Below are 19039 nucleotides of genomic sequence, written 5' to 3'. Positions count from 1 at the left end.
TTTGGATCCAATTTTTGATCCAAACGCATCCTTGAGGCAAAACGCGCATCCGGGCGCGGCCCGACATCGTGCGCAAGACTTGTCCCCAACCGACGAAAAGCCCCCGCCCGCTAGCCCCTCACCGGCCTCCGCCCTCGTGCTGGAGACCTATCTGGCGCGGCAGAACGAACTGCGCGGCTTCTATAGGGCGCGCCTGGGGCCCCAAGCCGACGTCGAGGACCTGGTCCAGGATCTCTACGTCAAGATCCGGAACCTGGAGGGCCAGGACGTGCGCAATCCCGCCGCCTTCCTCTATCGCCTGGCACACAACCACATGCTGGACTGGCTTCGGCGCGGCCGCCGGAACCGGGCGCGGGACGACGCCTGGCGGCGGACCAGCACGACGGTGATCGGGCGCGTCGAGATGGTCGAGGATCCCGACGCCGAAACCACCCTGATCGCCCGCCAGCGGCTGGAGCGACTGTCTGAGGCCCTGCTGGCCCTGCCTTCCCGCACCCAGGGGATCTTCCGCCTGCACAAGTTCGAGGGCCTGACCTACGCCCAGACCGCCCAGCGGCTGGGCCTGTCGCTGAAGACGGTCGAAAAGCACATGAGCGCGGCCCTGGCCCATCTGTACGCGAAGGTGGGACGATGACCGCGGGGGGTATGCGCCCATCGGCGGCGTCATTGTGGCCGAGCCGGCCGTCCTGCCGGCGTCGGACCTCGGGTGAGCGCGCATGACCGGGTCGCCAGACAACGCCGTGGAGCAGGAGGCCGTCGCCTGGTGCATCCGGGTGCGCGGCGAGATGGACGTCGCCGACTGGCGGGCCTTCACCGCCTGGCTGGACGCCTCGCTCGACCATAGAGCCGCCTATGACGCGGTCGAGGCCTTCTGGGAAGACCTGGAGGCGCCAGCGGCCGGCGCGCCTGTCGTCACCCCTTTCCCCCGCCGACCGGCTCGACCTCCCATCCGGCGCTCAGCGTTCGTCTGGTCGATCGGCGGCCTGGCCGCCGCGGCCGCCGTGGTGCTGGCCGTGCTGGTTGCCCGTTCGCCCGCCGAACCCTGGCGGGAATACGCCACGCCGCCCGGCCAGCTTCGCACGGTCGCGCTGGAAGACGGCTCGCGGCTGGTTCTTGGTCCGGCCACGACCGTGCGCGTGCGCCTGGCGCCGCGCCTGCGCGAGGTCGAACTGGTCGACGGCGCCTCGACGTTCGACGTGGCTCACCTGTCCGACCGTCCGTTCGAGGTAACCGTCGGCGATCGGCGCGTGCGGGTGGTCGGCACCGAATTCGACATTGTCCGTCGCGCCGGCCGCCTGATGGTCACCGTCCGCCGCGGCCTTGTGGCTGTCAGCGATCCCCGCGACGGCCGCACGGTGCGTCTGGGTGAGGGCCAGGAGCTGTCGCACCAGGAAGGGGCCACCGACCAGGCCGTCCGCGCGACCGATCCCGACCGGGCCTTCGGCTGGACGCAAGGCCGACTCTACTACGATGACACCCCCCTGGCCGAGGTGGCGGCCGATCTCAGCCGCTATGGGCCCTTGAAGGTGCGGGTGGCTTCCAGCGCGATCTCGATCCGGGTGAGCGGCGTGCTCAGGCAGGACGACCAGCCGACGATGATCCGCCGGCTGGAAGCCTTCATTCCGATCCGGGCCCGCTTCACCCGTGATGAAGTCGTCCTTGAAGCGCGCTGACCGAATCTGGCGCGCGGCGGTCGTCCTGGGCTTTGCCGCCTTTGCCGCCACGCCTGGCGAAGCGGTCGCCGCCCCAGGCCGGATCCGCCTGAACCTCCCCGCCAAGCCGGTCCGCGCCGCCCTGTTGGACCTCGCTCTGCAGGCCGGCATTTCGCTGGGCGGTGATCTGGAAGCCTGTCGCGGCCAAGCCCCTCGCCTGTCGGGCGTCATGGACCTGGACGAAGCGCTGGACAGGATCCTGGCGGGTTCTCGGTGCGCCTGGACTCGGATCGACGCGGAGACGATCCTGATCCGGCGGACGCCAGCGAAGCCGGCTCCTCCCGGACCATCGCCGGCCACCTCCGAGGCGCCGCCATCGGCCCTGGGCGAGGTGATCGTCACCGCCCAACGTCAGCCCAACCTGCCCGGCCGCACGCCCTTCGCCCTCTCGGTCGTTTCCAGTGAACAGGCCCGCCGCGAGCGCATCTATAGTCTTGGCGACCTGGACGGCGAGGTGGCGGGCATGAGCACGACCCACCTGGGACCCGGCCGCGACAAAGTCCTGCTGCGGGGCCTTTCGGACGGCGCCTTCACTGGTCAAACCCAGTCGATCGTCTCGCTTTACCTGGACGAGGTCCCCGTCACCTACAACGCCCCCGATCCCGATCTGCGCCTGGCCGATATCGAGCGGGTCGAGGTGCTGCGCGGCCCCCAGGGCACGCTCTACGGCGGCGGCTCGATCGGCGGCGTGGTGCGGATCGTCACCCGCAAGCCCGACCTTGACGAGACCTCGGTGGACCTGATGGCGGGACTGTCGAACACCCGCGGCGGCGGCCCGGGCGACGAACTCGAGGCGACCGCCAACATCCCGCTCATTTCCGGCAAGGCGGCTCTGCGCGCCGTCGTCTATCGCGAGCGCCAGGGCGGCTATATCGACAATCCCGCCCTGGGCCTGGACGGCGTCAACCATGCTGACCGTCACGGCGGCCGCCTGGCCCTGCGCACCGCCCTGGGACCCGACTGGAGCGCCAACATGGTGCTGACCCACCAGTCGATCCACAACGACGACACCCAGTACAGCCTGCGACGCCTGGGCCCGCTACTGCGCGACAACCGGGTGCGAGAGCCGCATGACAACAGCTTCGACCAGGGCTCGCTGACCCTGGCGGGGGAAGGATCTTGGGGCCGGCTGACCGCCAGCGCCTCCCGCCTGGGCCATCACTTCACTAGCCGCTTCGACGCCAGCGCGGCGACTGGACTTTACGGTCTTGCCGAAGGCGCCGCGGCGTTCGACGAGACCAAGCGCACGAACCTGACCGTCGCCGAGATCACCTACGCCACGCCACAGGGCGGACGGGTGACGGGACTGGCCGGCGCCTTCGTGTCGACGGGCCACGCCCGCACCGCCACGGCCCTGGGCTCCGTGGACGGCCCGGATGCGCCGCTGGGCGCGGTCGCCTATGCCGAGGCGCGGGACGACAACATTCGGGAAGCCGCCCTCTATGGCGAGTTGACCTACGCCCTGACTCCGCACCTGTCGCTGACGGCCGGGCTGCGCTGGTTCGACTACGGCCTCGACGTCGTCTCCCAAGTGACCCAGGACGACGAAACGCGCGACGTCGCCGGCAAGAACGACGAGAACGGCCTGTCGCCCAAGCTGCTGCTCAGCGTCTCCGCGTCCTCCGACTGGCTGGTCTACGTCCAGGTCGCCGAGGGCTACCGCGCCGGCGGGTTCAACACGGCCGGCCGCCTGGATTTGGATTTCGACCAACCCGGCGCGCCAACCCGGCGCTATCGCCCGGACGAGCTGTGGAACTACGAGGTCGGCGCCAAGGTCCGCTGGCTGGACGATCGCCTGCAGTTGCGCGCGGCGCTGTTCCAGGCCGACTGGACCTCGATCCAGAGCGACCAGTACCGGGCCGACGGCCTGCCCTACACGGCCAATATCGGCGCGGGCCACAACCGCGGGCTGGAACTGGAGGCGGTCTGGCGCGCGAGCCCGCGTCTGGACCTGCGTGGCGCGGCGCTGTTGAGCGATCCCAGCCTGAAGCGACAGGATCCCGCGCTCGATGGCGCGGGCGTCGCCCTGGCGGGAATCAACGGCGTCTCGGCCAGCTTCGGCTTCGACTTTCGCCAACCGTTGAATGGTGAGCGGACCCTTCGCGCCCAAGGCCGGCTACGCTATGTCGGCCATGCACGGCTGAGCCTCGCCCCCGAGCCGGCGGAAGCCGCGCCGGACTATATCGAGGGCTCGGCAAGCCTTTCGCTGGAGACCCCGCGCTGGACCCTGGGCGTCTATGTCGACAACCTGTTCGACCGAACCGCCGACAGCTTCGCCTTCGGCAATCCCTTCAATCCGCCCACCGACGCCGAGATGACGCCGCTGCGACCCAGGACCCTGGGCTTGCGGCTGTCGGCGCGATTCTAGGGTTCTTCCTTCGCCTGGGTCCAGCGGGCGACCTGACCGGCGGCCCACGGCCCGGCGATCAGCACCAGGATCACCCGCACGACCTGAGCCGACAGGATGAACGGCAAGTCCACCGGCGTGGAGGCGGCGATGATCAGGATGGAATCGACGCCGCCAGGGCTGGTCGACAGATAGCCGGTCAGCGGATCGACGCCGCAGGTCAGCCCGATCACCAGGCCTGACAAGCCGCACAGGGCGATCAGGATCAGGGTCGAGGCGATGATCCTGGGCAGGGCGCGGGCGCTGTGGGCCAGGGTCGCGGGCGTGAAGCTGAGCCCGATCGTCCACCCGACCACCGCATAGGCCATGGCCCCCAGGATCGGCGGCACCTCGGGGTGCAGCCAGCCCAGCCGCATCAGCACCGCGCCCGAAAGACCGGGGATCAGGAAGATGCCGGCCGGGAACTTCAGCACGCGAGACAGTCCCGCCCCAACCAAGCCCAGCAGCGCCGTCGCGGCCAGGCCCGACAGGTGGACCGGACCCAGCCAGGCCTTGCCCGGGCCGGCGTGCATGCCCGGCGCGGCCACATGGGCGAGGCCTATGGCGGCGGCCGCCACCAGCAGCACCCGGAAGTACTGCATCAGGGCCACGGTGCGGGCGTCGGCGCCCATCTCCTGGGCCAGGGCGATCATGCTGGCCGCCCCGCCCGGCGACAGCCCCCACACCGCCGTCGCTCCCTCGAACCAGCCGAGGCGGGCCAGCAGCCATCCCAGGCCCAGACTCATGGCCAGGGTGGAGACGGCGATCAGCAGGAAGGTTGGCAGGTGGCCCAGCAGGTCCGGTCCCAGCGCGGGTCCCAGGGCGGTGGCCACAAGGCAGCCAATCAGGGTCGAACTGGTCAGGCGCAGCGGCCCAGGCGGCCGCAGGGTCGCTCCGGCCACGCCGAAGCCGATGGCCATCACCAGGGGGCCCAACAGCAGGGCCGCGGGCGCGTGGAGCAGGGTCAGCACCGTATCGGCCGCCACGGTGGCGGCGATCAGCAGCATCCACTGCGCCCAAGGGCGTCGGAGAATCTCGTGCGGGTTCATCTCCCCACGTGTCCCGACGCCCCGATGTGGAGCGGCTGGGGCGTCAGGCGGTCGTAGGTCGAGGTCCAGCCCAGGTCGACGGCGACGTCGCGATAGCCCTGCCAGATCATGTGGCCGGCCACGTAGAGCACGATGGCCAGGCCCGCATAGCCGATCCAGCGATAGCGGCGCAGCAGGGCGGCGATCGCATTGGCGGCCAGGCCCATCAGGATGATCGACAGCAGGAGACCCGCCACCAGCACGCCCGGATGCTCACGCGCCGCCCCCGCCACGGCCAGCACGTTGTCCAGCGACATGGAGACATCGGCAACCAGCACCTGCAGAAAGGCCGAGCCGAAGGTCTTGGCGGGGCCAGCGACATGGCCGGCCTCGTTCGCCTCGGCGGCTCGCAGATCACGCCACATCTTCCAGCATACCCATAGCAGCAGAAGCCCTCCCGCCAGCAGCAGGCCCACCACGCCGAGCAGCCAGGTCGTGACCAAAGCGAAGCCGATCCGCAGCACGACGGCGGCGGCCAGGCCGCAGACGATGACCTTGCGGCGCTGCTCGGTCGGAAGGCCGCCCGCCGCCAGTCCCACGGCAACGGCGTTGTCGCCCGCCAGGACCAGATCGATCATCAGCACCTGTGCGAAGGCGGCCAGGGACGGTCCCATCTCGCCGATCAGAGTCGAAGTCATGGCGGCGAACTCTCAGGCCGACGCGACGAAGCGGGCCAGGGTGGGCTTGGGCAGGCGCACCGGCCGATGACTCTGGTGGTCGATGCAGCACCACAAGCTGTTGACCTCGGCCAGCAGATGGTCGCCGCGACGGATCAGGGTCTGGAACTGGGCCTTGGCGCCCGCCGCCCGCTCGATGCCCGTGGTGGCCACGATCGTGTCGGTCAGGAAGGCGGGACTGCGGTAGGTAATCTCGTGCTTGAGCGCCACCCACAGGTGACGCGCCACGGCCTCGGCGTCGGCGATCCGCTCCCAGTGGCGGACCACCGCCGACTGCACCCACTGAAGATAGACGGCGTTATTGACGTGCCCCATGTGGTCGATGTCCTCGACCCGGACCGTCACCGGATAGTCGGTCAGCGGCCCCGGGGGCGCCTGGAGCGCCCCGCGCGGCGCTCGGGAGTTAGGGAGCATGAAACGTCCTGGCGAGACGAAGGGCGGCCGCGGTCACAACCGCCCGGCCTGGGCGATCGCTAGTCGAGCTGCACGTCGAGCAGGCGCACGAACTGCTGGCCGCAGTGCATGTCGCGCTCGACGACCCCGCCCTGGGGCGAGGTGCGGGCGTACGAGATCTTGACCACGTTGAGGTCAGCCACCGGATAGTGCCTCACCAGCGCCGGGTCGGCGCCGAACAGCCGCTGGAACAGTTGCGGGCCCAGAGCCGGGTTGGCGTGATGCTTCTCGAAGCTGTCCGGCCCGTCGAAGAACAGGTCGAACGTCACCCAGTAGGGGCCCGCGTTCTTGGACCGCACGTGGCGGCAGACATCCTTGACGGTCGTCATCACGCCGCTTCCTTCTTTTTCAGGTCGATCCAGGTGGTGCGGACCAACTCCATGGGGTCGTCCAGCTCGACCACGTGATTCAGCTTGAACTCATAGACGGCGCCGCGCTCGATATCGGCGGGCGTGAAGGCGAAGCCGTAGCTGGGCAACTCCTCGTCCTCGACGATTGGGAAGTGGAAGAACCAGGCGTTGCAGGCCTTGGCGATCTGGCTGGCCATATCCTGGGTCGCGGCGGTGGCGACGAACAGCACACCCACCTCGCGCGGAGCCGGCGTGCCCTCGGACGGCTTGTCCCCGGACACGGCGTTCCAGCCGTAGAGGCGCAGCGAGATGTGATAGTCGCCAGCCGCCGCACCGATGGTGGTGTCCACCCGATGCCTCAGGGCGGCCAGCATCTTATCGTGAAATTCGTCCAGCCGCGACAAGACCTCGGGGTCCTGGATGCCCACCAGCATGATGGTCTGGTAGCCGCCGGCCCCGGCGCCTTCCAGCTTCACGGTGTAGGGCGTCTTTTCCCAGACCGACCCGGTTACGCCCACCCGGCGCTCGTCCAGCGCCACGTAGCGAGCCTGGGTCACATCCAACACGCCACCGGGTTCGGTCAGGCGGAACGGATTGGAGTTCTCGTAGAGCATATGCGCCGAGACGCTGTGCGGGTCGCAGCGGTTCTCCAGGCTCAGGGTCTCCACTTCGAAGCCGTCGTTGTCGATGCTGATCATGACGCCCGCGCCCTTGGTCCGGTAGACCGCGCACTGGCTGCCGCATTCGGCGATCTTGGCGGCGTGCCAGGCCGGGCCCCATGGGGCGCCCTTCAGCAGGGCGAAGCTGGACAGCACGGCGGTGTCGGTGGTTCGGCCGCCCAGGATCAGGTCGGCGCCGGCCTCAAGGGCCGACACATAGGGCTCGGCGCCCAGCACCGCGACGATGTGGTCACAGGAGTCGATGGTGGCGTCGTCCAGGGCGCCCAACGGAGCCAGCGGCTTAACCTGGCCGGCCGCATTGCGAACCTTCAGCGAGGCCTTGTCCACCTCGGAGTAGAGCAGCGCGATCTTGGGGTTGAGGCCGTGCTCCGCGGCGATTTCGAGGGCGATGTCGCGCGTCCAGTCGACGTTCTTGTCGCCGCCAGCCTGGCCGCTGGTGCCGACGATGACGGGAATGCCCGCCTCGGCCCCAGCCTTCATCAGGATCGCCAGGTCGCGCTTCACCGACGAGCGATTGTTCTTCGACATGCCGAGCGCCAGGTAGGCCGCGCCGCTGTCGGTGGAGCCCGCGTCGGTGGCGATGGCGTGCGCGCCCATCTCCACTCCCCGGCGAACCTCGTCCTCATGGACACCCGCGCCGAGCGAACCGCACGGTACAATGATTTTGATCGGACCTGGCAACATGCGCTTCCACCACAGAGGGCGCGGCCTTGTCGACCGCTTCCCCATGCATCTAAAACTTGGGATGCATTATGTCAATAAATTGGATCCAATTTGGAAATTGGATCGAATGGCGATGCGGGGGTGGCGCGGCGCCCCTACTGGGCTGGCGCGTATTGATGGAGTTGGGTTCGTCGCCGCTCCGCCGAAGTTATTCAGCGCCTTGTTCCAGACGAACCGATCGCGACGCCCGCAACGACGCAGCCGCGCGCCACGCAGGGCGCGCGGCCTCACGCCCAGGCGGCCGCCCAGCGCGCCGATCGAGATCCTGCGGCGCGCTTTCAAAATGTCTCTCGACAGGCCGTGTCGGTCAGGCGCGGAGCGGGATCGCCCCCATGGCCAGAGCCGAGGCCAGGACCACCAGGCAGATCAGCACCGCCCACTTCAGGCTGAAGCGCTGGGCGTCGGCGACATCCACGCCCAGCAGCCCGCAGGCCAGGTAGATCGGCGCCAGCAGCGGGCTGAGCGAATGGACCGGCTGACCGATCAGCGACGCGCGGGCGATGGCCGCTGGCTCGATGCCGAAGCCCGCCGCCGCCTGGGCCACCACCGGCACCACGCCGAAATAGTAGGCGTCGTTGGACATCACGAAGGTCAGGGGCATGCTGACCAGGGCGGTGATCGGAGCCAGGTAGGGCCCCACCTGCGGCGGGATGATCGACAAGGCCGACTTGGCCATGGCGTCGGCCATGCCCGCGCCGTTGAGGATGCCCGTGAAGGCCCCGGCGGCGAACAGCAGCACCACGATGTTGACCACGTTGTCGGCGTGGGCCGCCAGCCGCGCCTTCTGATCCTTCAGGGACGGATAGTTGACGGTGATGGCAATGGCGAAGGCCGACATCATCAGCACGGGCAGCGGCGCCAGCCCCGAGACCATGCCCAGGATCAGCACCAGGGTCAGAACCAGGTTGAACCAGAAAAGCTTGGGTCGCCGGAAGGCGCGCGCCGCCTCGTCGTCGGTCGTGGCCGGGATCGGGGCGAACCCGTCATTGACGACGTCGACCGCGGTCGCGCGTCCGGCCAGCCGCCTGCGCTCCGAGCGACCGAACAGCCAGGCCAGGCCGAAGACGCCCAGCAGGCCGACCGCCGCGGCGGGCAGGATCGGTCCGACCACCTGCGCCAGGTCCACGTGGGTGGCCGCCGCCGCCCGCGCCGCCGGCCCACCCCACGGCACGTAGTTCATCAGCGAATTGGCCAGCCCCAGCAGGGTGGCCAGGATCAGCGGATTCATGCCCACGCGCCGATAGACCGGCAGGAAGGCGGTGATGACGATCAGGGCCGTGGTCGTGCCGTCCCCGTCCAGCGACACCACCGTGGCGAGGATCGCCGTGCCAAGGCTGATCTTCAGGGGATCGTCGCCGACGATCGACAGGACCTTGCGCACCAGAGGTTCGAACAGGCCCGCATCCATCATCACCGCGAAATAGAGCACCGCGAACGACAGCATCAGGGTGGTGGGCGCCACCTGCAGGACGCCGTCCAGGATCATCTGACCCAACCTGGGCCCCGCCCCCGCCAGCAGGCCAAAGGCGATGGGCACGATCAGCAGGGCCGCGATCGCCGACATCCGCTTGGTCATGATCAGCGTCATGAAGGTCACGACCATCAACAGGCCGAGAACGGCGGGCTGGCTCAGAACGTCGATCACGAGGCGGTCTCCGAGATCAGGAAGGGCCGACCGGGCGTGCAAGCTCGGATATGGCGGTTGCATGGAGTGACTTGCGCGGTCCTGGCGCGAGCGGTGTAAGGAGAAGGGCGCCCGCCGCAGAGCGCGCGCACTTCGATCAGAGGACGGACATGACGGCGGCGACGGTTGAGGAACAGGGTCACGATGCGGTTGGGCTGGACACGCCCCACACCGAGCCCGCGACCCACACGGTGCTGACCCGTCTGCGCGAGCGGATCGTGACTGGCGAGATCGCCCCCGACGCCCGGTTGCGGGCCGAAGCCCTGGCGACCGAGATGAATGTCTCGCGCACCCCGATCCGCAGCGCCCTGGCGGTGCTCTCGGCCGAGGGACTGGTCAGCTACAGCGTCAATCGCGGCTACACCGTACGCGCCATGTCGCTGGGCGATATCTTCGATTCGATCGACACCCGCGCAGCGCTGGAAGGTCTGGGAGCCCGCACCTCGGTGGATCTGGGATGGTCCAAGGAGGCCCTTGGCAACCTGTCGCGCCTGAGCGCCGCCGGCCGTGCGGTGACCGACGCCGGTCGCTGGTCCGAGGCGATCGAGCTGGAATGGTACACGATCAACCGCCAGTTCCACGCCCAGATCCTGCACGCGGCGCAGAACACCGTGCTGCGCAACGCCATCCGCATGACGTTGGTCTACCCGCTGTTCGGGGACGCCGCGCGTCTTTGCCCGACCGTGGCCGTGTGCGTCCCGCCGCGCCTTCGCCAGGTGCCGGTCACGCCGCCCGATCACATCCTCCAGTCCCAGGACGATCACGAGAAGATCCTGGCCGCGATCCGAGCCGAGGACAGTTTGGAGGCGGGACGTCTCATGTCGGACCACGTTCTTGCTACCAGGACCCGTTTGCACGCGGCCGCCATTCGACGGTGACGGCGAGATCCTCCCCTTTGGTCCGTCATATCGGCATCCAGTTCATAGATCAATTGCATCCAGTTTATTGACTGATGTGATCCAACTCACCTAAGTTTCGTCAACGGCGCGGCTAGACCGCCGCCGCAAGAACGAAAATGGGGAGTTGAAACATGGCGGTCAGCCGCAAAGCCTTGACCTATGGACCAGCGCTGATGGCGCTTCTGGGCGCCGCGCCGGCGTTGGCTCAAACCACACCGGCGGCCTCGGCCCCCGAGGCGGTCCAGATCGAGGAAGTCGTCGTCACCGCCCAGCGGCGCAACGAAAGCCTTCAGGACGTGCCCGTGACGGTGACCGCTTTCGGCGCCGACCAGGTGCAGCAGGCGCGCATCCGCCAGATCGACGATGTCGCCGGCCTGACGCCAGGACTGCAGTTCGACGCCTTTCCCGCCTCGCAGCCGCGCATCTCGATCCGCGGCATCGGTTCGTCCGACCGTGGCGCGGCCGGCGATCCCAGCTCGGCCGTTTTCCTGGATGAAATCTATCTGGGCCGTCCGGCGGCCGTGGCCTTCGACGCCTTCGACGTCGAGCGCATCGAGGTGCTGAAGGGTCCCCAAGGCACGCTCTACGGGCGCAACGTCGTGGGCGGCGCCATCAACGTGGTCTCGCACAAGCCCGATCTCGACGGCTTCGACGCCGCCGCCGAGGTGACGGCCGGCAACTACAGCCGCCTGGAAGGCGCCGGCGTGATCAACGCCCCGTTCGCCGACGGCAAGGCCGCCGTTCGGGCTAGCGCCAGTTGGCGCACCCACGACGGCTACGTGAAGAACACCTTCACCGGCGACGACGTCGAGGACCAGGACACCCGCAGCGGTCGCCTGGCCCTGCGTGTGGAACCCACCGAGCGTATACGCGTGCTGGCCACCGTGGACGGCACGCGCAGCCGCGAGACCGGCCCGGCCCAGCACGTCCTGGATCTGGACGAGACCGACCCGATGTCGGCGTTCTGGACCGTAGACCGCGATCGTAAGCACACCGCCGGGTCCGACGACGGTTACCAGAACAAGGACACCTGGGGCGTGCGCCTGCAGGCCGACTGGGACCTGTCGTTCGGCGTCCTGACCTATCTGGGCTCGTACCGCGACCTGGACTATCACGCCGCCTACGACTTCGATGGCGGCAACCCCACCACCAACTTCATCGGCATTTCGGGCGGCAACGACGAGAAGACCGACTTCTCCAGCCACGAATTGCGCCTTTCGTCGCTGCCCAGCAGTCCGGTGCAGTGGGTGGCTGGCCTCTACACCTTCCGCAGCGACACCGATCGCCTGGACACCCTGGTGCTCGACATCGGCGGCGCGGGAACGGAAATCTACACCCAGTCGGCGGGCCTGAAGAGCTACGCGGCCTTCGGCGACGTGACGGTTCCAGTCAATGACCGCGTCTCGCTGATCGGCGGCCTGCGCTATTCGAAAGACGAAAAGGACTATCGCGTCGACAATCTGGACGGCGACTCGATCTTCCGTGGCGATGAGCGTTTCGCCGTCTCGGTATCGGACACCTACAAGGCTTGGACCTGGCGCGCCGGCGTCAACTTCAAGCCGGCCGAGCGCCATCTGGTCTACGCCATGGCCTCGCGCGGCTTCAAGAGCGGCGGCTTCCAGGACACGCCCGGCAATGCGGCGGACGCCGCGGACGGCTTCCAGCCCGAGTACGCCACCCAGTACGAAGTCGGCCAGAAGAGCACGTTCCTGGACGGAACGCTGGTCTGGAACAACACCGTCTACGTCATGAAGTACAGCGACCTGCAGACCCGCCGCACCCTGCCCGACCTGTCGGTTGTCACCGACAACGCCGGCAAGGCGACGATCAAGGGTTACGAGACCTACCTGGCCTGGCGCCCGTTCGGCGGCGCGCGTCTGGTGGCGGCCTATGGCTATACCAGCGCCAAGTTCGACGAGTTCTCGCCCGAGCCGGGAATCGACTACGCCGGCAACCGCATCTCGCGCACGCCCAAGCACAAGCTGGTTCTGTCGCCATCCTATGACCTGGCGCTGGCCCGGGGCGGGAATATCCGCTTCGCCGTCGACTATCACTACGAGAGCATGATCTTCGATGACAATTCCAACACGGGTCCCGAGCGCCGCGACCCGACCAACTTCTACGACGCCCGGGCGGTCTACACCGCGCCCAGCGACCACTGGTCGGTCTCGCTGTGGGGCAAGAACCTCTCCAACGAGGTCACCCGCACCTACCAGGCCGTCTTCCTGGGCGCCAATTTCGGAGCCTATAATCCGCCGCGCACCTTCGGCGTGACGTTGAACTGGAAGCACTGATCGCCGACCGGCCGCTAGCCCTTCGGGGGGGACGAAGGCGCTAGCGGCCTTCCGGACACCGTCCGGATCCACGCGGAACTTTGGGCTCAGCGGCTCCACGGGATATCGAGCTCGCGCCTAGAAGCGATAGCCGATGGCGATGGCGGCGCTGAACTGGTCGGCGCTGCCCTCCCCCTTGACCAGCGGACTGTCGGCGAAGTCGCCGGTCAGGCGCTTGTAGCCGCCCAGGACCTGCAGGTTCCAATGGTCGCTCAAGGCGTAGCCGACCTTCACGCTCAGGGCGACGTCGCGCACTCCCCCCTTCAGGTCATAGGCTGGCAGGCCGCTGACCGCCGACTGGGACGAGGTGACGCCGAAATAGGTCTGGGCGTATTTCTTGTCGACGATGTCGAGCTTGGCCGAGCCGCCGACCGACCAGCGCCCGTTCAGGCGACGTCCATAGCTGATGCTGACCGCCCCTACCCCGCCGTCGAAGGTGTCGGACGTGTCAGCCAGGTAGTTGGCCATGACCGTCAGTTCGTCACGGTCGGAGAAGATCGCGCGGCGCGAATAGGCCACGAAGCCGCCGGCCTCCAGCGCGTCGTCGATTTGCGGCAGCTTGGCCACCAGCGGGCTCTTCACCCCGTCGTCACGCTTGTTCTCGACGTCGATCATCGGGCCGAAGGCCAGGCCCTCGAACGGCGAGACGTTGAGGCGGACCTGCTCGCCCTGGAAGTCGAGATAGAACTTACCGTAGTTGATGCGGCCGGCGACATAGGGCGTGGCCTCCAGGTCGTCTGAGCCGAGATAGTCCGGCCGCATGCCAGCCCCGACGGCGATGTTCCCCGACCAGGCGCGCTCCTCTTCCCTGGCCACGGCGGGCGTGGCGAGCAGCGGCAGGAAGGCGAGCAGGGAGCCCATGGGTAGAAGCCGCATCGATATCTCCTAGCGACGCGCGCTCGGGACATCCGAGCGCTTGGAATACGCCCATGACGTCACCCTTCGGAGATCACCCTCTCAGTTTTGCATCCTAAATTTAAATATTCGAATTCAACTTCAGCGCCGCGCTTGGCGGACTGCCAGGTCGAGCCACCGCCTCGGCGATGGCCCGACCGCAGGCCTCGGTGCCCAACGGACCGCCGAGATCGCGGGTGCGCAGCTCGGGCTGGGCCAGGACCGCTTCGATCGCCGCCAGGACGGCCGCCGCGGCCTCAGACTCTCCCAGGTGGTCCAACATCAAGGCCGCCGACCAAATCTGCCCCACCGGATTGGCTACGCCCAGACCGGCGATGTCCGGCGCCGAACCATGCACGGGCTCGAACAGAGACGGGAAGGCCCGCTCGGGATTGATGTTGCCCGCGGGTGCGATCCCGATCGTGCCGGTGCAGGCCGGTCCCAGGTCCGACAGGATGTCGCCGAACAGATTGGAGGCCACCACCACGTCAAACCAGTCGGGATGTTGCACGAAATGCGCCGTCAGAATGTCGATGTGATACTTGTCCCAGCGCACCTGCGGATAGTTCGGCGCCATGGCTTCAACCCGCTCGTCCCAGTAGGGCATGGTGATCGAGATGCCGTTGGATTTGGTGGCCGAGGTCAGGTGCTTCTTGTCGCGCCGCGCCGCCAGGTCGAAGGCGTATTTCAGGATCCGGTCGACGCCCACGCGGGTCATGACCGTCTCCTGGACCACCACCTCGCGCTCGGTGTCGGGGAAGATCCGCCCGCCGATCGAGGAATATTCCCCCTCGGTGTTCTCGCGCACCACGTAGAAGTCGATATCGCCCGGCTTTCGCCCTGCCAGCGGGCTGGGTACGCCGGGCATCAGCTTGACCGGACGCAGGTTGACGTACTGGTCGAACTCGCGCCGGAACTGGATCAGCGATCCCCAGAGCGAGACATGGTCGGGCACGGTTTCAGGCCAGCCGACGGCGCCGAAGAAGATGGCGTCGTGCCCGCCGATCCTGGCCTTCCAGTCGGACGGCATCATCACGCCGTGCTTGAGATAGTAGTCGCATGAGGCGAAGTCGAAGTGGTCGAAAGCGAACTGGCAGCCGAACCGCGCCGACACGGCTTCCAGCACGCGCAACCCTTCGGGGACCACCTCCTTGCCGATCCCATCGCCCGGGATCACCGCGATCCGGTATTGGCGCTGCTTGGTCATGCGAGGTGCTCCGAAGAAGGCGGGGCGTCGATCAGGATCGCCCGGAAGTCATTGACGTTGGTGAGGGTCGGGCCGGTGATCACAAGGTCGTCCAGGGCCTCGAAGACGCCGAAGCCGTCATTGTCGGCCAGACGCCAGGCGGGGTTCAGGCCAAGGGCGGTGGCCCGCGCCAGACTATCGGGCGACAGCAGCGCGCCGGCGTTGTGCTCGGAACCGTCGATGCCGTCGGTATCGGCCGCCAGGGCGTGGATTCCAGCCTCGCCTTGCAGCGCCACCGCCAGAGCCAGCAGGTATTCGGCGTTGCGGCCGCCCCGCCCTCGCCCGCGCACCGTAACGGTCGTCTCCCCGCCCGACAGCAGGACGCACGGCGCGCTGATCGCGAAGCGGCCTGCCGCCACCTCCAGGGCCAAGCCCGCCTGTTCGGCCGCCACCACGCACGCCTCGCCCTCGATCGCGTCGCCCAGCACGACGGGACTTAGCCCTCGCCTGCGGGCCTCGCGCGCCGCCGCCTCCAGCGCATCGCGCGGACGCGCCACAATCACGGTCTCACTCGGCGGAACCTGCTTGGGCGTTTCGCTGCGAACGTCCTCCAGCCAGGCCCGCACATGATCAGGGATGGTGATCTGGCGTCGGTCGAGGATGGCCAGCGCCATCATGCGCGTGGTGTGATCGGGCGTGGTCGGGCCCGAGGCGATCACCGAGACATCGTCGCCGGGCACGTCGGAAATCGCCAGCGTCACCATCCGAGCCGGCGCGGCCATCTGCGCCAGCCGTCCGCCCTTCACCGCCGACAGGTGCTTGCGGACGCAGTTGATCTCGTCGATCGGCGCGCCGCTGCGCAGCAGGGCCCGAGTGATCTCCTGCTTGTCCGCCAAGGTCAGACCGGGCGCGGGCGCGGCCAGCAGCGCCGAACCGCCGCCCGACAGCAGGCACAGCACCAGGTCGTCAGCGGTCAGGCCGCGCAGCATGTCCATCATGGCCGCGGTCGCGGCCATGCCAGCCTCGTCGGCGACGGGATGGGCGGCCTCGACAACAAGGATGCGCCGACACGCGATCCCGTGGCCGTAACGCGTGACAACCAGCCCATCGAGGGGTCCGTCCCAGTGGGCCTCGACCGCCGCGGCCATGGCGGCCGCGGCCTTTCCCGCCCCAATCACGATCGTACGCCCCTTCGGCGGCGGCGGCAGGTGCGGCGGTACGCACAGCGCTGGCGAGGCGGCCGCCACCGCGGCGTCGAACAGCGCCCTCAAGGCCTCCCGGGCCTGCTGGTTGGTCACGTCGCCTCCGCGCTACATTCCACGTCGTCTGGGGTAGGCCGCGAAGGCGTATTCAGGCCAATGCGCAAAACGCATCAAATCAGTCGAAAGACGACAAGGCCGAGTTCCGAGCGACCTGGATGACGAACGCCCGAGCTCATGCCGTTCTTTGTCGGCGCGCCATCTTGCTATTGAGGAATGCGGCAATGACCTTGATCTCGAAATCGAAGCCGGCCAGCCCAGTCACGCCGACCACCGTCCAGTTTGGATAAGGCGCCTCCAGCCTCCTTGAGGGTCGCCTCGATATTGGCGAACGCCAAGCGTACCTGAGCCTCGAAGTCAGGCTCCGGCGCGCCGTCGCCGCGGCCGCCAACCTGCCCCGGTACGAACAGGAGATCGCCAGATCTAATGCCTGACAGGAGCTCCGCGAACGTCGGCGGATAAGCGAGGGAAGCGCGCTTTGCCCGCGACAAAACGATGTGAGGCACAACCGTAGCAGCGCCCACGCGTCAGAGACGCCCCGCGAACGGGTCGTGTAGATCGACTTGGAAATGATTGTAAATCAGACCCCAAATCACGGCGCTCGTGGGAGCTAAGTGATTGGAAGAAATGGCGCGCCCGGAACGATTCGAACGTCCGACCCTCAGATTCGTAGTCTGATGCTCTATCCAGCTGAGCTACGGGCGCGCATTGCCTTTCGGCGAGGCGGGGGAGATAGCCCGGACCATCCGGGGACGCAAGCGCCTTTTGATGCAGAATGCGCGAAGTTTGGGGAGAAGCGCTTCCAGGCCTTGACCCGCAAGGCTCCGCTCCCCTTTTGAGACGAGGACGACCTTGGCCGTGCGCGGATCGCGACGGCGCGATCGCCGTTCACGTTCGAGCCCCTTGTCGAAAGTTCGCCATGCGTCTGGTCGCTCCCCTAAACGCCGTCATGCTCGCCGCCCTGCTCGCCGGCTGCGCCGCCCTTCCGGTCCAGGCCGAACCGCCGGCGGCCGCCTCCGCCTCGGCGCCGGCCTACAAGCCCAGCGGCATGGTGGCGGCGGCCAATCCGCTGGCGGTCGAGGCGGGCCTGCGGGTGCTGCGCGACGGCGGCAGCGCGGTGGACGCGGCGGTGGCGGTGCAGGCGGTGCTGGGCCTGGTCGAGCCGCAGAGCTCGGGCCTGGGCGGCGGATCGTTCATGGTGTTCTACGACGCCAAGACCGGCAAGGTGACCGCCTATGACGGCCGCGAGAAGGCCCCGCAGGCGGCGACGCCGCAGCTGTTCATGGGCCCCGACGGCAAGCCGCTGAACTTCGTTACCGCGGTCCTTTCCGGTCGTTCGACGGGCGTGCCGGGCGCCGTGGGCATGCTGGCCCAGGCCCAGAAGGAGCACGGCAAGGCCGCCTGGAACACATTGTTCAAGGACGCCGAGGGCCTGGCCGACGGCGGCTTCACCGTGAGCCCGCGCCTGGCCGGCATGATCAACAGCCCGCGCGTGCCGCAGAACGTCGCCCCGGACGTGATCGCCTATTTCACCAAGCCCAACGGCCAGCTCTACCAGGCCGGCGACACTTTGAAGAACCCCGCCTACGCCGCCACCCTGCGCGACCTGGCCGCCAAGGGCCCCAGCGCCCTCTACGAGGGCCCCCTGGCCCAGAAGATCGTCGACCGCCTGCACCAGGGCGACCTGCCCTCCAGCATGACCCTGGCGGACCTGAAGGCCTACAAGCCGCGCTCGGCCGACGCCCTGTGCCGGCCTTGGCAGGTCTACACCGTCTGCGTGCCCAATCCGTCGTCGAGCGGCGTGTCGCTGATCCAGGCCTTGCTGATGCTGGACCACACCGACATCGCCAAGCGCGGCCCGAACGATCCGGTGGCCTGGACCCAGCTGGCCGAGGCCGAGCGGGTGATGTACGCCGACCGCGACCGCTATGTGGGCGATCCGTCGTTCGTGAAGGTGCCGGTCGAGGGCCTGCTGGACCCGGCCTATGTGGCCGAGCGCGCCAAGCTGATCGGCACGAGCGCCGGTCCGGTCCCGACGTTCGGCCGGCCCAAGGGCGCGCCCGTGGTCGGCCCCGACAGCACCCAGGAGCCGCACGGCACGACCCACATGGTCATCGTCGATCCGATGGGCAACGTGCTGTCGATGACCACCACGGTCGAGAGCGTGTTCGGCTCGGGCCGGATGGTCGGCGGCTTTTTCCTCAACAACCAGCTGACCGACTTCAATTTCGACCCGCGTGACGGCGACGGCGCGCCAGGCGCCAACGCGGTGGCGGGCGGCAAGCGGCCGCGCTCGTCGATGGTGCCGATCATCGTGCTCAAGGACGGCAAGTTCCTGGCCGCCGTCGGCTCGCCGGGCGGCTCGGCGATCCTGTCCTACAATCTGAAGGCCATGGTCGGGGTGTTCGACTGGGGCCTGACCATGCAGCAGGCGATCAACCTGCCCAACATGGTGGCGCGCGGCGACAGCTTCTCGGCCGACGTCGAGAAGTTCGGGCCGGAGATGACGGCGGCCCTGCAGGCGCGCGGCGTGGCGATCAAGACCGGCCAGAACGAGACCTCGGGCCTGCACGGCGTGATCGTGCGCGAAGGCGGCGTGTTGGAAGGCGGGGCCGATCCGCGGCGTGAAGGCGTGGCCAAGGGGCTTTAGGCAAGTCCCTCCCCCTGTGGGGGAGGCGATCGCGCAGCGATCGGTGGGGGGAGTTTTAGGGTCGA

At 68.2% G+C, this 19039-nt stretch carries 16 protein-coding genes and 1 tRNA gene; 6 read left to right on the top strand and 11 right to left on the bottom strand.

All coding sequences use genetic code 11. From position 1 onward, the window contains the following. Nucleotides 1–136: 136 nt before the first annotated feature. The 3 genes from G3M62_RS02635 (at nucleotide 137) to G3M62_RS02625 (ending at nucleotide 4080) form a co-directional block, all read left to right on the top strand. Complete coding sequence (locus G3M62_RS02635; protein WP_246263445.1) at nucleotides 137–634, top strand: RNA polymerase sigma factor; 498 nt, start codon at nucleotides 137–139, stop codon at nucleotides 632–634. A gap of 82 nt (nucleotides 635–716) precedes the next feature. Then, complete coding sequence (locus tag G3M62_RS02630; RefSeq protein WP_165184500.1) at nucleotides 717–1673, top strand: FecR family protein; 957 nt, start codon at nucleotides 717–719, stop codon at nucleotides 1671–1673. Further along, on the top strand, nucleotides 1660–4080 hold the full coding sequence (locus G3M62_RS02625; protein WP_246263443.1) for a TonB-dependent receptor: 2421 nt from the start codon (nucleotides 1660–1662) through the stop codon (nucleotides 4078–4080). Before G3M62_RS02630 ends, G3M62_RS02625 begins: the two co-directional genes overlap by 14 nt. Here the strand turns inward: G3M62_RS02625 and G3M62_RS02620 are convergent. The 6 genes from G3M62_RS02620 to G3M62_RS02595 form a co-directional block, all read right to left on the bottom strand. Next, nucleotides 4077–5105 carry an AbrB family transcriptional regulator gene (locus G3M62_RS02620; RefSeq protein WP_165184496.1) on the bottom strand — a complete coding sequence of 343 codons (1029 nt, stop codon included), beginning with the start codon at nucleotides 5103–5105 and terminating at the stop codon, nucleotides 4077–4079. The two genes, G3M62_RS02625 and G3M62_RS02620, sit on opposite strands and share 4 nt — an antisense overlap. 38 nt (nucleotides 5106–5143) lie before the next feature. Next, complete coding sequence (locus tag G3M62_RS02615; RefSeq protein WP_165184494.1) at nucleotides 5144–5824, bottom strand: TerC family protein; 681 nt, start codon at nucleotides 5822–5824, stop codon at nucleotides 5144–5146. A gap of 12 nt (nucleotides 5825–5836) precedes the next feature. Next, on the bottom strand, nucleotides 5837–6277 hold the full coding sequence (locus G3M62_RS02610) for an acyl-CoA thioesterase (RefSeq protein ID WP_165184493.1): 441 nt from the start codon (nucleotides 6275–6277) through the stop codon (nucleotides 5837–5839). A 59-nt stretch (nucleotides 6278–6336) separates the two neighbouring features. Further along, nucleotides 6337–6645, bottom strand: a complete 309-nt coding sequence (locus tag G3M62_RS02605; protein ID WP_165184491.1) for a DUF4387 domain-containing protein — start codon at nucleotides 6643–6645, stop codon at nucleotides 6337–6339. Continuing rightward, the gene (locus tag G3M62_RS02600; protein WP_246263441.1) at nucleotides 6645–7943 is read right to left on the bottom strand and encodes an acyclic terpene utilization AtuA family protein; all 1299 of its coding nucleotides are present in this window, start codon (nucleotides 7941–7943) and stop codon (nucleotides 6645–6647) included. The genes G3M62_RS02605 and G3M62_RS02600 overlap by 1 nt, the downstream gene beginning before the upstream one ends. A 433-nt stretch (nucleotides 7944–8376) precedes the next feature. Next, nucleotides 8377–9714, bottom strand: a complete 1338-nt coding sequence (locus G3M62_RS02595) for a CitMHS family transporter (protein ID WP_246263440.1) — start codon at nucleotides 9712–9714, stop codon at nucleotides 8377–8379. 149 nt (nucleotides 9715–9863) lie between these two features. Between G3M62_RS02595 and G3M62_RS02590 the strand changes: the two genes are divergently transcribed. After that, nucleotides 9864–10631, top strand: a complete 768-nt coding sequence (locus tag G3M62_RS02590) for a GntR family transcriptional regulator (protein ID WP_165184486.1) — start codon at nucleotides 9864–9866, stop codon at nucleotides 10629–10631. A gap of 152 nt (nucleotides 10632–10783) precedes the next feature. Then, nucleotides 10784–12946: a TonB-dependent receptor gene (locus tag G3M62_RS02585; protein WP_165184484.1), complete on the top strand. Its 2163-nt coding sequence runs from the start codon at nucleotides 10784–10786 to the stop codon at nucleotides 12944–12946. 117 nt (nucleotides 12947–13063) lie between these two features. On the opposite strand, the gene G3M62_RS02580 is transcribed toward G3M62_RS02585, so the two are convergent. The 5 genes from G3M62_RS02580 to G3M62_RS02560 all read right to left on the bottom strand — a co-directional run bounded on the left by G3M62_RS02580 (nucleotide 13064) and on the right by G3M62_RS02560 (nucleotide 17029). Then, the gene (locus G3M62_RS02580; protein WP_165184483.1) at nucleotides 13064–13861 is read right to left on the bottom strand and encodes a MipA/OmpV family protein; all 798 of its coding nucleotides are present in this window, start codon (nucleotides 13859–13861) and stop codon (nucleotides 13064–13066) included. A 100-nt stretch (nucleotides 13862–13961) separates the two neighbouring features. Next, nucleotides 13962–15086, bottom strand: coding sequence for a tartrate dehydrogenase (locus tag G3M62_RS02575; protein WP_165184481.1), 1125 nt, complete (start codon nucleotides 15084–15086; stop codon nucleotides 13962–13964). Beyond that, entirely contained in the window at nucleotides 15083–16363 is a 1281-nt protein-coding gene (locus tag G3M62_RS02570; RefSeq protein WP_165184479.1) for a glycerate kinase type-2 family protein, read from the bottom strand. The genes G3M62_RS02575 and G3M62_RS02570 overlap by 4 nt, the downstream gene beginning before the upstream one ends. A gap of 167 nt (nucleotides 16364–16530) precedes the next feature. Next, nucleotides 16531–16830 carry a Rid family hydrolase gene (locus tag G3M62_RS26860; protein ID WP_246263610.1) on the bottom strand — a complete coding sequence of 100 codons (300 nt, stop codon included), beginning with the start codon at nucleotides 16828–16830 and terminating at the stop codon, nucleotides 16531–16533. 122 nt (nucleotides 16831–16952) lie between these two features. Next, nucleotides 16953–17029: transfer RNA gene (locus tag G3M62_RS02560), tRNA-Arg, on the bottom strand. 244 nt (nucleotides 17030–17273) lie between these two features. On the opposite strand from G3M62_RS02560, the gene ggt reads away from it, so the two are divergent. Continuing rightward, a complete protein-coding gene (ggt, locus tag G3M62_RS02555) occupies nucleotides 17274–18974 on the top strand; it encodes a gamma-glutamyltransferase (protein ID WP_425483862.1) in 1701 nt (566 codons plus the stop codon). Nucleotides 18975–19039 lie beyond the last annotated feature (65 nt).

The organism is Caulobacter soli, assembly GCF_011045195.1.
In the GTDB taxonomy this organism is placed as follows: domain Bacteria; phylum Pseudomonadota; class Alphaproteobacteria; order Caulobacterales; family Caulobacteraceae; genus Caulobacter; species Caulobacter soli.
This window is presented reverse-complemented; position numbering and strand designations above follow the sequence as displayed.

What these genes read in the sequence shown, in the direction of transcription:
- G3M62_RS02630 (WP_165184500.1), top strand. Translation starts at nt 717, where the DNA reads ATGACCGGGTCGCCAGACAACGCCGTGGAGCAGGAGGCCGTCGCCTGG.
- G3M62_RS02620 (WP_165184496.1), bottom strand. Translation starts at nt 5,105, where the DNA reads ATGCTGCTGATCGCCGCCACCGTGGCGGCCGATACGGTGCTGACCCTG.
- G3M62_RS02615 (WP_165184494.1), bottom strand. Translation starts at nt 5,824, where the DNA reads ATGACTTCGACTCTGATCGGCGAGATGGGACCGTCCCTGGCCGCCTTC.
- G3M62_RS02610 (WP_165184493.1), bottom strand. Translation starts at nt 6,277, where the DNA reads ATGCTCCCTAACTCCCGAGCGCCGCGCGGGGCGCTCCAGGCGCCCCCG.
- G3M62_RS02605 (WP_165184491.1), bottom strand. Translation starts at nt 6,645, where the DNA reads ATGACGACCGTCAAGGATGTCTGCCGCCACGTGCGGTCCAAGAACGCG.
- G3M62_RS02600 (WP_246263441.1), bottom strand. Translation starts at nt 7,943, where the DNA reads ATGGGCGCGCACGCCATCGCCACCGACGCGGGCTCCACCGACAGCGGC.
- G3M62_RS02590 (WP_165184486.1), top strand. Translation starts at nt 9,864, where the DNA reads ATGACGGCGGCGACGGTTGAGGAACAGGGTCACGATGCGGTTGGGCTG.
- G3M62_RS02585 (WP_165184484.1), top strand. Translation starts at nt 10,784, where the DNA reads ATGGCGGTCAGCCGCAAAGCCTTGACCTATGGACCAGCGCTGATGGCG.
- G3M62_RS02580 (WP_165184483.1), bottom strand. Translation starts at nt 13,861, where the DNA reads ATGCGGCTTCTACCCATGGGCTCCCTGCTCGCCTTCCTGCCGCTGCTC.
- G3M62_RS02575 (WP_165184481.1), bottom strand. Translation starts at nt 15,086, where the DNA reads ATGACCAAGCAGCGCCAATACCGGATCGCGGTGATCCCGGGCGATGGG.
- ggt (WP_425483862.1), top strand. Translation starts at nt 17,274, where the DNA reads ATGCTCGCCGCCCTGCTCGCCGGCTGCGCCGCCCTTCCGGTCCAGGCC.